The sequence below is a fragment of the Bacteroidota bacterium genome, from assembly GCA_016213405.1.
Taxonomy (GTDB): Bacteria; Bacteroidota; Bacteroidia; order Palsa-948; family Palsa-948; genus Palsa-948.
Window position 1 is genome coordinate 1 of sequence record JACRAM010000109.1, and the last position, 16,274, is coordinate 16,274.

The window sequence follows — 16,274 nt, forward strand, 5'->3', positions numbered from 1 at the left end:
ATATGCCCTCAACCTCCAAAGCGGAAATAATATAGTCGTTGATTATTCCGCTCCGGGATTTAATACTAAGTCCATCACATTAAATATTTCTGTCGGAACAATGAGCACACAAAATGTTACCCTCGTTCCATCACCGCCACCACCTCCACCACCCAATCCTGCATAATTTGTGTAATTTCACGGTTCTGAAAGGGTGAATTTAGGTTCTAAAGGGATGAATTTACCTTCTGAACGAATGAATTTAAGTTCTAAAGGGATGAATTTACCTTCTGAACGAATGAATTTAGGTTCTAAAAGGATGAATTTACCTTCTGAACAAATGAATTTAAGTTCTCAAAGGGTGAATTTACCTTCTGAACAAATGAATTTAAGTTCTAAAAGGATGAATTTACCTTCTGAAGAAGTACAACCTATTTCTAAACGGCTGTCATTAGTATATTAGTACCGATTAGTAATTTAGTAGGAAAAAAAATTATCGTCTGAAATGGAATAATGAATTTCTATGAAGCAGTTGTTGCAAACTCAAAATGTCAAACACATGCAGTGTGAGCGGTAGATACCTTTATAGTTCTGCACACTGCAAGAGTTTGCCATTTTTTTACCGTCTCTGCAACCATCCCGACAGTTACTCTAACCTTCACCCGCTTCTCACCTCGACAGTTTCGCATTTTATTTCCCGACAGACAAAAAATAAAATAATATTCTCGCAACTTTATCATATTTCCTCGCGCCTTTTTTCCCGACAGACAATTTCACATAGACAATTCAACCATTCTCATCAGACAGACAAAAAAAAATACAAAGGCGGGCTACAGTAGTTAACAGCGGGCGTGCGCAATGCGGGTTTTCTTTTTGAAAAAATGTTTTCAGTATTTAATTATATTTGTTCTCGCGGACAGCGAAGTGCTTTTTAATCCCGCACTTCGCACGCCCGCGGAACGTTATAAACAAGCGCAACAGCCGTGCATCATCGGCAGACAATTACGCAATCTCAAATTTAGTTTTTCAACGTTAGACAACCAAGTGCGCGGAGGTAATTCATGGCAGTTCCATACTCCCGTTGGACATTTACGCAGCCCTTCTTCAACAAAATACAAACAGCAAATACAACGGCTGACAACTCTTCACTTCGTTTTACAGTTGCTCCTGCCTTGACAACATAAATAAAACCACACATAATAAGGAAGCGGGCAGACAGCGTTTCTATCAATTGACCGCTTCGCATTTTCAGACAGCATAGAAACACAGGCGCATCAGCAGACAACTTTGCAACCCTTCATCGTTGCTTTTAATCAGACAGCAAAGTAATACAAGCCCCGTAGGACAATTCCGGCAATCATTGATATAACTCCGCCAAGCAAAAGAGCTACACAACTTTTTTATTTTTAATTATGGAGTGTAGCACATTTGCCGGGCTCCACCAACCACAAAAACACAGCAATATATTTCTTTATAATAATTTGCTTTTAATACTATTAATTTTACCTTTATGCCATCAATATAACTTTGCTCTTAGATTCATCAAATGTTCATCCATCCGAAAATATTTTTCCTCTTTTTCTTATTTTCCTTTCCTGTTATTTCTTTCCCCCAATCCCCAACATGGCAATGGGCGAAAAGTTTTGGCGGAAGCAATACTGATAATTCTAAGAGTATTGTTTGTGATAACACTACTGGGGATGTATATATGACAGGTTCATTTCTTAGCCCTACTTTACCTTTTGATACTGTAACATTAAATTATAATAACGGAAGCACTTTTATAACAAAATTTGATATGAACGGCAATACTATATGGGCAAAGAACTTTGGCAAAATTTCAGGTGGGATAGATATTGCACTTGATTCAACGAATGGAGATATTCTTATAACAGGAACTTTTGGTGATACCGTAATGACCATTGATACTGTTATTTTAATCAATCAAAGTCCTGGTGATTACGAAATTTTTGTTGCACGGTATTCTTCTCAAGGAAACTTCAAATGGGCGAAAAGCATAGGGGGGAAATATTGGGATAGGAGTAATGCTATAACAGTAGATAAAAGTGGAAATGCTTATATCACCGGCTATGTGGCAAGCGATACGGTGTATGTGGGAAGTGATACTTTATTTACTGATGGAGTTAGCGGAGATATTTTTATTGCAAAGTATGACCCTTTCGGAAATCCGCTATGGGCAAAAAGTTTCGGTGGTAACTGGTTAGATTACGGGGCAGACATTGCTGCCGACCCGCTTACTGATGAGATTTATATAAGCGGAAGATTTGACAGTGATACCATCACATTCGGAACCTATACATTTATCAATACCACCACCGCATTTGGAGCAGATGCCGATTATTTTTTACTGAAACTGTCTCCCTTCGGGAACGTAATATGGGCGGTAAGCGCAATAGGCAAAGATAATGATGTGGGTGCCAGCATAAGCGTAGAAAAAGGAACAGGAAATATATATGTTGCGGGATATTTCCTCAGCGATACCATTACCATAGGCGCTATCACTCTCATCAATACCGCTCAGGCATGGACTCCTTTTATTGTTAAATACGATTCTGCCGGCAATACAATATGGGCAAAAAATCCCCAATGCGGTCTATATTCTTCTTCTTTTCTTGGCTTAACCATCAACCCTGCTAATAAAAAACTGCTTTTTGCCGGATGGTTCCAAGGTTCTGCTATAACTTTTGATGCGGTCACAGTTAATGCAGGAAATCCTTCCGGTAATGGTGGTCTTGTTGTAATAGAAGTTGATACCGCAGGGACAGCTTTATGGGGCTTAAGTGGAGGGGGCGGCATAGTAAACGCTGTAGCCAGTAACAATGGTGATATTTTTTGTAATGGCAGTTTCAGTTTTTCTTCTGTAACTATCGGTTCGACCACTTTAACTAATGCTGGTGTTTCTTCCTCGGACATTTTCCTTGCAAAAATTTCTCCGTTTAATAGTGTTCAGGAAACAGGACAGCAGTTATTTTCCTCTTTGGTTTTCCCTAATCCTTTTTGCGCAACGGCTACTCTTTTGATTAATGACTTTCCGACCGGTAATTTTGAATTATCCATTTATGATTCTTTCGGAAATATGGTAAAGCAGCAACTATTTAACAATGGTCAAACTATTATAGATGAAAATAATCTTGCAAAAGGACTTTACATTTATAAAATAGCTAACGGGAATAAACAAGTTATTGCCACAGGTAAATTTATCATTCAATAATATTAAGTCAATTTAAAACCACTGCCATGAAAAAATATTATTTGATTTTTTCCGCCATTGTTTTCAGAATTTTTCTTGTGATTGTTTCTTCGGGCATTTTTCTCAATGCGCAGGATATTTATAATCCATATAAAAATTATGCAAATCCATCTCTTCTTATTCAAGATCATCCACCTCTTCCGCTTTCTCCGCAATTAGTTGGCTATGCAGGAGAATACATGATAAGCATAGATAAATTACATTGGTATCAGGGATTTCCAAATCTTGCCAAATCATATAAAGTGGAAACAGTTTCTTTTCCCTTCATGATGCCCTGCTGGCAAACCGGCTGCGCGGATGGAAGCACAACTACAAGAATTTTAAGAATGCCTCAAAACATAAATACATTGGATGGACTCACTAAAACTTTTAAAGGAAATTTTACTCAAGGAATGGGACTTTTACCCAATATTTTTAGCGAAGAAAATGATATTGTTAGTGTTTCTTTTCGTAGCGACCCACTTAATCCTCCCTTATTAGATCGACCTTATTATGCACATACAATATTAAAATTCACTATCTATCTTCATTGCGGGAACAATACGAATGATCCCATTATTGATTCTCTTTCATGGGTGTATGATAATACTCGTGGGCGGATGCGATATTATCCCTTCAGAAACAGCAATACTGCAGGAGGAAGCAACACTTCTGAATACGATGTAATATTCAGGCCGCTTGTTTTAGCTGATGTTAATAATCACTCCTTCTCTCAAAATAATAATGCGTCTATTTATAATCCTATTTTTGTTTTGACAGGGGAAGGAACCATAAATTATTTTCCATTTGAAACCATATCAAAAGCCGGATGCGCTTCCACAACCATACCTGCAAATTCAAATATATTTTATAACGGCTCTGCCTATAATTTCTATCAGGCAGCGCCTTATACTTTGATGAGCGGAATGCTTATGAGTGTACGTGGTCAAGTTTTTGCAGGCCACGAAGAATCAAACCTTACCAATTTTGAAGTAAATCCATTGTTCACCGGAATAAAACACACATACAAGATAGACAAGCCAATAAACCTTACAACAATAAATTCCAGAGAAAAAATAATTTACAACCCGTCAGAAGTTGAAATTGATATTGGAAATATCAATACTCCTTTGGTGTTTCCTTCCAACTATATTTTTAAAACAATTCAAGGTCGTTATCCTACCACATCAGAAGTTCAAGCCGCAGCAGTTAATAAAGTATATGATGATATCAGAAATGTTCCTGTTTCAACCTCATCAACTCTTGATGATGACCCCACAACTTCTATTGACGACCGTATTTCTTACTATTACATTTTCCCCGGAAGTAAATTACGCATTGACCCATGTGTAACAATTTTTGATGCGGAAATAAAACTAATTGGACCCGGAGCAATTCTTGAATATGACCCCGCAAATACCTATGGTAATTTCACTATAAATAATTCAGCGGGAGGAACTGTTACGCAAGTAAGTTCCCCTCAACCACTGCCATGTGCTGAAGAATGTCATAACGCCTCGTTCTATGATTATATAGGAGGTCCATTTGGGGCGCAAACCAATTGGACTACGGCTAATATAACAACTATATTTCCATCAAGCACTGGTGGTGTTGTACAAGTAGGGGTTCCTTTAACAATTCCTTCAGGCACAACAATTACTATGAATGCCGGATTAAGGTTTGAATTCGGTGAAGGCGGAAAAATAGTTATTGAACCCGGAGGCTCTTTAATTGTAAACGGCACTTCAGCCAATCCCGTTGTTTTTACTTCTGCTTGTCAAAAAATGTGGAAGGGCATTGATGTGCAAGGAATTAAAACATCTAATCAATCTTCTATTATTCAGGGGAAAATCATATGCAATAATGCTATGATTGAAAACGCACTTACAGGAATATCTACTTCAAAAAAAGATGCATATGAAAATAAAGATTTAAATTCTACGGGTGGAATAATAAGATGTCAAAACACCACTTTCAGGAATTGCCGTGTAGCCGTAGAATTTCTTCCCTATTCTTTCACTAGTATAAGCTATTTTATAAATTGTATTTTTGAAACAACCGGACCATTTATTGAACCTTCCATCAAGCCATTTGCTTTTGCATCTTTAAACAACGTAACCGGAGTTCCGTTTCTCGGCTGTACATTTGCGAATACATTTCCCACCGCGTTTTTATCAACTGAAAGAGGAAAGGGAATTGTAAGCATTGATTCTTATTTTATGGTTAATGCGCTTTCGTCATCTCAACTTTGTAAATTTCAGAATCTCTCATATGGTATAGACGCATCAAACGCAGCAACATTGCGTCCAGTTTTCATCAACAAAGCCCTGTTTGGTGATAACACAACAGGGAATACGAAAGATATACTTCTTTCTTCCAACCCCTTTGCATTAATAACAAGCAACCAATTTAATACCGGTTTCATTAATGATCCTGCTCCATATGGTCTATACTTAAATAATTGCAGAGGCTATAAAGTAGAAGACAATGATTTTTTCAGCACTAACGTGCAAAATGCAATCGGTACTATTGTCAATAACGGAAGCCCTCTCAATAACGAAATCTATCGAAACCGCTATTACAATGTAAAGAAAGGATTACAGCACCAGGGAATAATGCTGAATACTCCGTTCAGTATTAAATGCAACGATTTTACACTAAACCCCGTTTCTAATGTGGACATTGCAATTACTTCCGGACTGATTGGAAACCAAGGATCTTGTTCAAGCAACACAACAACCCCAGCAGGCAACACTTTCCTTAACATCTGCAAAGTGTATAACCCTTTCAAAAATATCTGGGTAAATACGGGAGCAGGTGGATTTTCTTATTCTCATCACACGGATGCATTTACTATACCTACTTGCCGCACTGCACAAATATCCTTGACACAATGTACAAATGCATATATTGCTTCTAACTCCTGTCCGTCAACATTATCTCCACCCTGCAATCCCGCCTGCGAGAGGCAAATCATTTCAGAAATAAATACGCTCACTGCACTGCTTGTAGCAGGAGATGCACCTGCTCTATATCAAATCATTGCTTCGAATTCTTCTGCCGGTCAAATAAAAAATGCTTTGCTCGCACCGGGTCCTTACCTGAGCGATGGCGTTTTAATTGCTGCCATCACCCGTACCAATCCTTTGCCTCCGGGTCATATTAAAGATATTATCATTCCAAATTCACCTGTCACTTCATCGGTAATGACCGCGCTTAACAGCATCAATTTACCGAACGGAATCAGAAAAAATATTAACGATGCGCAAACCGGAACATCTGCACGCGCACAGGTGGAAGCGCAATTAGCCGCGCTCCCTCCGAAAGATTTAGCAGTAAGCGATTTGTTTCGCCAATATCTGAATGACTCAACTATTGCAAACCCTGTTGACAGCGTGATTTCCTTTTTAGTAACTCAAAACGATTTAACTTCAAGGCAAACATTACTGCAGGCATATCTTACGAAAAACGATTGCCAGAATTCACGTACAACATTTAATCAAATCAGCAGTTCCTCATCATCGTCATTTGTTACATTCTATGATTTGATGACAACTCTTTGTGAGCAGAGCAAAACAATTCTTGAACTCACAGCAGATGAGCGATTCTTGCTTGAAAATCTTGCTTTACAAAATGCCGATGTTTCTGTTTCTGCACAAAATATTCTTCGATTTGTTTATGGTATGTCTTTTCCCGAAATAATAGAAGATTTGATAGTCCCCGATTCGCTTAAAATCAAAGGAGTATTTATTGACGGAATTGTATGTGGTGGAAATCCAGTTATAGGTGATACCCTTTTCATGTTTGACAGCGCAATGCAGGAAGTATCTTCTATAACACCTGTAGTTACTGATGCAAATGGTAATTTTGCGTTTGATTTTTTTGAAGTCTCACGACTTAATGAATCAGCCCAATTCTCATTCGGAACAAAAAGCGGTTTGCCTTTGCAAACCCCCGGATTTCAAACCATCACGGACTGGATTGCACAAAGCCCAATTACACTTGTTCGTTCTTGTCCTGTAACAACCTATCAAAAAACCATTGGCGGCACAGGCAACGAAGAAAATAATTATTGCATCCACACTCCCGATGGAGGATTTTTAATAGCCGGAAGCACCACCAGTGCAGGCGCGGGCGGGCGCGATATTTATGTGATGCGGACAGACAGCGCAATGAATATTCTTTGGTCAAGAACATTCGGAGGGCCGAACGATGATGTTTTGTTTGACCGCCAGCCCACCCTTTCACTCGGACAAATAGCAACTCCCATCGGAGCAATTCAGGGACCAAGTGGCGGATTTATTATTCTCGGACATACCTTTTCTTTCGGACAGGGAAGCAGTGATTTATATCTTCTGCGGATAGGCGACAGCGGAAATTTAATCTGGTCAAAAACTTTCGGAACCAATCAAATTGAGCGGGGAATTTCCGTACAGCAATTATCCAATGGAGATTTACTTCTTCTCGGAGATGTTGAATCGGGTCCCTTTGGAGGAAAAGATGTTTACATTATCCGTACTGATGTAAACGGCAACACACTTTGGAACAAACGCCTTGGCGCTGGCGGAGCCGATCAGATTTTCGGAGCGCAGGTTACAAGTGATGGAGGTTTCATATTCGCAGGAGCAACAACTTCCTCGGGCGCAGGAAATTTTGACGCGCATCTTCTCAAATCCGATGCAAGCGGAAATATACAATGGAGCAAAACTTACGGAGGATTCAGCAACGACAGTTACCAGAGCATTGTTGAATTAAGTAGTGGCGGATATGCGGTAACGGGCTACACGCAATCTTTCGGAGCGGGTACGCATGATTTCATTTTATCAAATATAGATGCCAATGGAAATATTCTTTGGTCAAAAACGTATGGCGGAGGGAACAGCGATATTGGCGACCACCTCATTCAAACCAGCGATGGCGGTTATGCTTTCATGGGTCCAAGCATGTCATTCGGTGCGGGTAATTTTGATGTGATGCTTACTAAAACCGATAATACCGGCAATCTCCAATGGTCAGAAGTATACGGTGGCGCAGGAATAGAAATAGCACGCTCATTGGATGAAATGAACAGTGGCGGTTATCACATCTGCGGATTTACAAATAGTTTCGGAGCAGGAGGATTTGACATTTACTCCATCCGAACCGATGCAAACGGATTGAGCGGATGCAATGAAGCATCAGCAAATCCAACCGTAACTTCTCCAACGCTTGCATCTTCCAACTTCACTCCAAATATGAATGTCGGTGGCATTGAGGGAATTCCTGCAACACAAACAGACGGAATTTCTTTCATCACAACTACTTTATGTCCTTCTAATGCAAGAACTCAAAATCCGCCAACAGAACCTGAAAAGTTAAACCTGAAATCCGCAACTGAGATTTCCATCTATCCCAATCCAAACAGCGGAGAAATGACAATTAAATATTTCATCCCGGAAAACGAAAATGCAGAGCTTACAATCTTTGATTTAATGGGAAGAAAAAAAGCAAGCTATCTTTTAGGAGGAGAAAACAATCAACTTAATATTTCCGAAAAGGACTTACCCGAAGGAGTGTATTTCTATACTATTATTTCTAACGGTATAAAAATTAAACAGGATAAAATTATTGTGATAAAATAATTTTTGGTTAAGCGGGCATCCATAGAAAAAGGCGGGACAATTTTCTTCCCGCCTTTTCGCTTTTTTCCCTCTCCTATGGGAGAGGGTAGGGTGAGGTCATGCGCTTGGATTGGCAACCCTCACCATCTCCCCATCCGTATCCGCAATCCTTCCATCTTCAATGGTAACTTGCACAGATAATTTAATATATCCATCCAACTCCATCGTCAGCGTGTACTGCCCCGGGCGTAATCTTCTGATCTCATAATTCCCATCAGCATTTGTTGTGGTAGTCATCGTGCGCGTTGCGCTTCGGGAATTCGTTCTTGTCCTGTGAAGCGGAGCGTTAATCGTTATCAGCACGCCTTCAAGCGGAGCGCCAGTTAATTTATCTTTCGCAGTTCCTTTCACACCGCTTCCACCGCTGCTGCTGTCCACAATGATTCTCGCGTTTTTATAAGTTTCAAAAAAGGTCGGTTGAGTTTGCTCTAATGTATCCATCAATCCATCCATGATTCCAAGAGGAGTATCAATTTCCTGAAACAATCTGTTAAGGGCTTCGGTCGCATTCTTTCTTATGTTCAGCGCAACTCTCGGTTTCGGAATCATAATTTCATAAGCCGCAATCGCTGAACTCAGCGCGTTCACTTCGGTTGATGTTACATTATAAGGAGGAAGCGAGCCGATATTATTATTTGCTTCATCCCTTACAATTTTCAATTGGTCAACAAGAATAGTGTCCCTTACTTTCTTCATTTCCGCGCGGGTGTAATCAATTTTTTTCAGCAGCGTGTTATCTTTGTTCGCTTTGGCGAATGCTTTCAGCCCGCCAATCACCGGAAGTGCCGCTTTAATCGCATCCAATTTCTTTTCGCCTTTGTCAATTGCAGGACCGCGTGTGTCTTGTTCCTGTATACCGCGCACACCGTGTATCTCTGCGATTTTTGTTCCCAGCGCAGTAACCGCAGTTACCATAGCGGAAATTGCATTCCATAATAAAGTGTTGTCGTTCATCACTTGCTCTGTAGCGAGAGCCATGTTCAGTTTGTCTTCCAAATGCTTTTTCATTTTACTTAGGTTTTAATTTTTTGTTTCGTCATTGCGAGGGTGTTTCACCCGAAGCAATCTCACAACAACATTTATATTTTTATTTTTTGTATTTCTTGCCAACTGCCAACTGCCAACTTGTATTTTCTTTAACGATTCATTTCACATTCATATTTCATAACTGCTCAGATATTTTTTTTTATTCTCGATGTTTGTACATAGTAATAACAACCGTGCCACATTTTCCCTATGAAAAATTAAAGAAATTTTTTATCGAAGAAAATAAATAACTAATCGAAGGAAACGATTCATCAGGCGAAAAGCATACCACGAAATACAATATTATTCTTTGAACTCGTTATAGAAAATTTTGCCCTGCTGTAACTTTACCATGAATTGCAATACGATTAAAATTATTTACCCTATAGAAAGAAGCACGGGAACAACAGTAAACCTACTTTCGTATATAATAAGGAAGAACTCCACTGCATTCAGAAGCATCTGCCCAAGGATAAACATCATCTGAAACGCAATCAGCATGAACTGCGTCAATTCCGCTTCAGATGATTTACTGTAAAACTCATACGCACAACATTCACGCTCCTTTCCACTGCAATCAGACAGTTCCGCATTAATTCCGCTTGAACCGCACTGCTGTAATTGCCCTCCGCATCACTTCCGCGCCTTCCGCACTCCTGTAAATGCCTTCCGCACCGTTTCCGCATCGTCCGCACTACAGTAAATGCCTTCCGCATCGTTTCCGCATCGTCCGCACTACTGTAAATGCCTTCCGCATCGTTTCCGCATCGTCCGCACTCCTGTAATTGCCTTCCGCACCGTTTCCACATCGTCCGCACTGCAAGCAGACGCTTCCGCAATACCTTTCGCGCCTTCCGCACTGCAAGAAGATGCTTCCGCGATACCTTTCGTGTCTTCCGCACTGAAGATAGACGCTTCCGCAACACTTCCGCACCTTCCGCAACAGAGTTCGACTGAATTACTATGGGTGCTTGTACCGGTGCAGGAACAAAATGTCAAGCACATGCAGTGTGAGCGGTATATGCCTTTATAGTTCTGCACACTGCAAGAGCTTGCCATTTTTCTACCATCGTGCAAGCGGGCAGACAGTCACTTTCTCGCTGGACTGCTTTTCCATTCGTACAATCTCGCACACAAAACAACACGCTTCGTAGACAATTCCGTTTCTCACCGGACAAATCCGTAAAATCTCATCCGACAAATCCTGCAACGGATAGACAATTCAGAAAATAAGAGCGCCTGTTTATAACAGCAATTTGGCGCTATTGCCGTTTACTCAATAATTTTGAACTTTGTTTTTCATATCTTTGTTTCGGTTTCGGTAGACAATTTTTCGCTTCGTAAATCGGCAACATCGCCAATTTGCAAAACGTTACCACCAATGCTGAAAATACAAAAATACAGGCCGGTTCTCCGTGGACTTTTACACAGTCGGTCAGACAATTTTTGAAACTTATCATGTGACCGCAACACGCTTCGGGGACAATTCCGCAGTTCACCGACAGCATACAAAAAACACATATAATAAGGTAGCGCGGGGGACAGCAACTTTCTCGGTTGACCGCTGTTTCAACCATGACAGCAGTAAAAAATACATTCATCGGGCAGACAATTTCACAACTCTTCACAGTTGCTTTTAATCAGACAGCATTTCAATCCATCGCAGGATAATTCATGCAATCATTGCTCTAACTCCGTAAAGGCAAAAGAGGTGAAGCACCACATTTGCCTTTACTCCAAGTCACGAAGAAAACTCGCGAAAAGATTTCTTCATAATAATTTGTTTATGAATAAAAAAGAATACCTTTATCCTATCAATCTCAACTTGCTCCCCTCAAGTTTTGTTGATATAAAAAACATATCATGCGTTCAGGGGTAAAAATATTTTCAGTTTTATTTTCATCTTCTTCTCTTTTTTCTTTTTCACAAACATGGAGTGATGTGGGAGGAGGAGTTACCTTTACTTCCATGCCTTCGCTTTCTTCCATATATGCAATGGCAACCGATACCATTAATAATGTATTATATGTTAGCGGAACATTCGATAGTGCGGGTTCTGTTTCTGGTTGCGGTAGTATTGCAAAATGGAACGGTGTTTCTTGGGATACATTATTAGATAATTCGAACTCGCCTGGCGCTGCTTCGTTGGAAATTTTTAATTCGGAACTTTATGCTGGGCGCGCTCATGTTGAAAAATGGAATGGAATGAATTGGACTCCTATAGGTACGGGAGTAAGTTGGAATGGAGTTCAATATGATTTATGTGTTTACAACGGAGAGATGTATACAGCAGGTGATTTTACCATAGCAGACGGCAATCCTGCAAAACACATTGCAAAATGGAATGGCACTAGTTGGGTGGCAGTAGGAAGCGGAGTGAATAATTGGATTTGGTCTTTATGCGTATACAATGGCGAGTTATATGCGGGAGGAGTTTTTGATTCAGCAGGAACAGTTCCGATAAATTATATTGCAAAATGGAACGGTACAAATTGGTCTTCTGTAGGAGGTGGAATAAATTCAGCCGTGAATACTTTATGTGTGTATAACGGAGAATTGTATGCAGGAGGAGGATTTCCTTATTTAAGCAAATGGAACGGAACTACGTGGACGGTTATAACAGGTATAAATTCTACCGTTGATTATTTACAGGTATTTAATAATAAACTTGTATTCATAGGAGAATTCAGTACTCCAGGGCAAAGCATTGCTCAATGCAATGCCAGTAACGCATCACCCTTGACAAATGGGGCTATAACAGTAGGAAACAGTTTAACACCTGCATCAGATATGGCGGTCTTTAATGGGAGTTTATATGTTGGCGGTTTTAATTTGATGAGCGCTGGTATTTTTCCCAATGCTATTTCTTGCAACAACATTGCATCATATTCATTGCCAAATTCAATAAATGAAAATATAAATTCTTCAACAGAAATTAATATTCACCCTAATCCATTCAGCACAACAACAACTATTGAAATTGAGAATGCAAATGAAAAAATAAAAAACGCACAATTTATTTTACATGATATATTAGGGAGAGTAGCAATGAAGTCTGAAATTACTAATTCGAAAATTGAAATTAAAAGAGATAATCTACCGAATGGAATTTATTTTTTAAGAGTTAAAATTAATGATGCAACATATTCGGAAAAAATAATAATCACCAACTAAACCATCAGAACAATGAAATCTATCTTACACAAAGCATTTGGAGTAATGTTAATTACTCTTTTTGCAAACCAATTAGTTTTGGCTCAAGGGAACACTTTGAAACTAAACGGCAACAACAATTTTGATGCAACAAGCAAGGTTGGTGCTACCAATAACGCGGATGTCAAAATCATAACTCGTGATTCAACGCGTGTAACAGTTACAAAACAAGGGAATGTTGTTGTAGAAAAAGATTTGAAAGTAAAAGGCAAAGTAAGTTCCGATAGCGTTGTACATTTTGTAAACAATGTTACAATTGACAGTTCACTGGAAGTGAGAGGTGAAACTGTTGGATTTACTAACGGAGGAGGTTCCTTCTGGTGGAAACCAAATTTTACAACCCCTATTTTACAAGATTTGTTGAGTGTAAGCACTGGTTATTTTACTGTAATGGGTGGAGGTAAAAAAAATATTACTCCATTAATAGGAATGGGAATAAATACACAAACACCCAAAGCAATATTGCATATTAATGATGCCAATTCTACCTATTTGCAAATAACCAATAATGCAACTGGTATGGCTTCAACAGCCGATGGTTTCAGAGTTGGAATCGATGCCACAGGAATTGCGGAAGTACGTCAACTTGAAAATTCTCCATTACTGTTTTTTACCAATAACATTGAAAGAATGCGAATTGGTAGCAATGGGAATATCGGCATTAATACTCTAGCAAATGCTAATAATAAATTAGTAATTAATTCTGGCATTATTGGTGAAAGTGGTTTAACTTTATTTCTAATGGGTTCTGGCTCAATTCCCTCGCCACCTAATGGAAAAGTATTAAGCGTTGATGTATTTGGAAAAGTAATTCTTGTTAATAGTATTGGCGGTGGCAATGTTAACACATGCATTAGTCCAGGACCCATAGTGAATTATGTTCCTGTATGGTCAACAACAACTGAACTTTGCAATAGCCAGATTTATAATAGCGCAACCCAAGTTTTAATGGGACTTACAAATCCTCCATTTCCTATTTTTTCTGGATCAAAACTTGAAGTTTGGAATAATAATCCAGGAGCCAGGTATGGAATAGTTGGTACAGTAACAGGAAGCGCTCCAGCATTAAGTCAAACTGGAGTATTTGGGATTATGCTTTCTGGACAGCATGGTCAATCGAATACTGCTGTACAAGGACAAGTATTTTGTGATGTAGGTGCAAGTTTCAATAGTGCCTTTAAGGGACAGGTAACAGGGGCGGGTCAAAATATGCCTCCATCTTCAATTACACAAAATACAGGGCTGGATGTAATAGCATATGGTAATACTGCTACTTATGCTGCAGGGGTTCTTGCGACAGCACAAGAAGCCACCGTAAACTGGGGAGGATTTTTTACCGCAGATGCAACAAATTCAATATTTCCTCCTCCCAATACAAGTTTCCTCAATACCATTACCTATGGAATAAATGCTATAGGGAAAGGAGCAAAATTTAATACTGGAGGTTACTTTGTTGGAGACGCTTCACCAGGTTTAAGCACTCAGAATATAGGCGTATATGCACAAGCAGACCATGCTACTTCTTACAATTGTTCTGGACAGTTCATTATACCAAGCCCTGTTTTTGCAACAACTAACTACGCAATATATGCACAAGCACCTTCAGGCGCTGGAAGGGCTGCAGGTTATTTTAATGGGGATATTGCTGGCATAGGAATTTTTAGTTTTACTTCAGATTCAATGTTAAAAGAAAACAATGCACCTTTCAATGGACTAAACTTAGTACGGCAACTTAACCCAAATACTTTCAATTTTAAGACTTCAGAGTTCCCTGCTTTAAGCTTATCGGCAGGCACACATTATGGTTTTACCGCGCAAGAAGTTGAAACTGTAATACCGCAATTAGTTAAAACAGCCACTCAACCAGAAATGCACGACACATTGGGCAATACAACAAGTTCAAGAATTGATTTTAAAACTCTGAATTATATTGAAGTAATTCCCATTGCTATTGGCGCCATCAAGCAATTAGATAGCACACTAACAAAAGCCACATCAGTACCTAATGCCCCTGTTTTAATTTCTCCTGCCGATGGAGCATCGGGCAACTTCGGCAAAGGACAATTAACATGGCATTCCGTATCGCAAGGTATTGTTCTCTATCATGCGCAGATTGCAAAAGATAATACGTTCAGCAATTTAGTATTGGACAACAACGGTATCACTGACACAACTACTTTCTTTAGTGTGTGCGACACCATACCCACAACTTTCTACTGGCGCGTGAACGCAAAAAACAATGCAGGCACAGGTGCATGGTCACAGGTATTTTCGTTTACAGATACGGCAAAGTGCTTGAAAGACATTACTCCAATCCGCAGAGAAACCGCAGTTAGTTTTAGTTCCTCTTCCGACAGCCGTCTGAAAACAAATGTTACTCCTGTAACTTCTGCGCTTGATAAAGTAAACGCGCTGAACGGAATTTATTACAACTGGGTTCAAACTCCAGGCTATGAGTTTGACAGCGGACATCAAATCGGTGTCATTGCGCAGGATGTGCAGTCAGTGATTCCTGAAGTGGTACATACAGATGTCAACGGTTTCTACTCTGTGGATTATGGAAGATTAGTTCCTGTATTAATCGAAGCAATCAAAGAACAACAAGCGCAGATTCTCGCGCTTCAGGGAGGCGGTTCAAAAACAACAGGCAACAATAATCTTCCATCTACTGACGCGGAACTCGCATCAGAAAATTCAATCCTCTGGCAAAATTTTCCGAATCCGTTCGGAGACGGAACCATCATCCGTTATTTTGTTACAGAGAAATCTGCAAACGCAAGCATGATCTTCTATGACGAATTCGGTAATAAAATTAAAAACATAGAACTTCCTCACAAAGGAGAAAATGCAGAACTGAATCTTTCCACATCAAATCTCGCTTCAGGAATTTATTCCTATTCGCTTGTGGTAGATGGAAAAATTGTTGCTACTAAAAACATGATTAAGACAAAATAACTTGTTTCAGCATCAATAACAAAAAGGCGGGAACAAAAACTTCCCGCCTTTTTATTTGTGCGCCATCCATGTTCTTTTACTATAGGGTGCAAGTCCCGAACACACGTTGATAACGCGAAGTGTTAGCTGAAAGCAAGTGCAATGTTGCGAGGCATTGTGCGGAGGAAGCCGAAGGCAAAAGCAAGTGATAA

The 16,274-nt window shown here is 39.6% G+C and carries 8 protein-coding genes; 7 read left to right on the forward strand and 1 reads right to left on the reverse strand.

The window, feature by feature from the left end:
- From HY841_13125 to HY841_13140, 4 genes are all read left to right on the forward strand, one after another.
- Positions 1-166: hypothetical protein (locus HY841_13125; protein MBI4931705.1), on the forward strand; the 166-nt coding region annotated here is incomplete at its 5' end.
- 27 nt (positions 167-193) lie between these two features.
- Positions 194-442, forward strand: a complete 249-nt coding sequence (locus HY841_13130) for a hypothetical protein (GenBank protein ID MBI4931706.1) — start codon at positions 194-196, stop codon at positions 440-442.
- Between the two features lie 1,083 nt (positions 443-1,525).
- Positions 1,526-3,211: a T9SS type A sorting domain-containing protein gene (locus HY841_13135; GenBank protein ID MBI4931707.1), complete on the forward strand. Its 1,686-nt coding sequence runs from the start codon at positions 1,526-1,528 to the stop codon at positions 3,209-3,211.
- Positions 3,212-3,237: 26 nt separating this feature from the next.
- A complete protein-coding gene (locus tag HY841_13140) occupies positions 3,238-8,850 on the forward strand; it encodes a T9SS type A sorting domain-containing protein (GenBank protein ID MBI4931708.1) in 5,613 nt (1,870 codons plus the stop codon).
- A 96-nt stretch (positions 8,851-8,946) separates the two neighbouring features.
- On the opposite strand, the gene HY841_13145 is transcribed toward HY841_13140, so the two are convergent.
- On the reverse strand, positions 8,947-9,897 hold the full coding sequence (locus HY841_13145; protein ID MBI4931709.1) for a carboxypeptidase regulatory-like domain-containing protein: 951 nt from the start codon (positions 9,895-9,897) through the stop codon (positions 8,947-8,949).
- 721 nt (positions 9,898-10,618) lie between these two features.
- Between HY841_13145 and HY841_13150 the strand changes: the two genes are divergently transcribed.
- The 3 genes from HY841_13150 to HY841_13160 all read left to right on the forward strand — a co-directional run bounded on the left by HY841_13150 (position 10,619) and on the right by HY841_13160 (position 16,083).
- Positions 10,619-10,948 carry a hypothetical protein gene (locus HY841_13150; GenBank protein ID MBI4931710.1) on the forward strand — a complete coding sequence of 110 codons (330 nt, stop codon included), beginning with the start codon at positions 10,619-10,621 and terminating at the stop codon, positions 10,946-10,948.
- Between the two features lie 830 nt (positions 10,949-11,778).
- Entirely contained in the window at positions 11,779-13,089 is a 1,311-nt protein-coding gene (locus HY841_13155; GenBank protein ID MBI4931711.1) for a T9SS type A sorting domain-containing protein, read from the forward strand.
- Positions 13,090-13,101: 12 nt separating this feature from the next.
- Positions 13,102-16,083: a tail fiber domain-containing protein gene (locus HY841_13160; protein ID MBI4931712.1), complete on the forward strand. Its 2,982-nt coding sequence runs from the start codon at positions 13,102-13,104 to the stop codon at positions 16,081-16,083.
- The last annotated feature ends 191 nt before the right edge of the window (positions 16,084-16,274 follow it).

Excerpts from the sequence above, each read along its gene's own strand:
- HY841_13155 (MBI4931711.1), top strand. The coding sequence starts at position 11,779 with ATGCGTTCAGGGGTAAAAATATTTTCAGTTTTATTTTCATCTTCTTCT.
- HY841_13135 (MBI4931707.1), top strand. The coding sequence starts at position 1,526 with ATGTTCATCCATCCGAAAATATTTTTCCTCTTTTTCTTATTTTCCTTT.
- HY841_13145 (MBI4931709.1), bottom strand. The coding sequence starts at position 9,897 with ATGAAAAAGCATTTGGAAGACAAACTGAACATGGCTCTCGCTACAGAG.
- HY841_13140 (MBI4931708.1), top strand. The coding sequence starts at position 3,238 with ATGAAAAAATATTATTTGATTTTTTCCGCCATTGTTTTCAGAATTTTT.
- HY841_13160 (MBI4931712.1), top strand. The coding sequence starts at position 13,102 with ATGAAATCTATCTTACACAAAGCATTTGGAGTAATGTTAATTACTCTT.
- HY841_13150 (MBI4931710.1), top strand. The coding sequence starts at position 10,619 with ATGCCTTCCGCATCGTTTCCGCATCGTCCGCACTACTGTAAATGCCTT.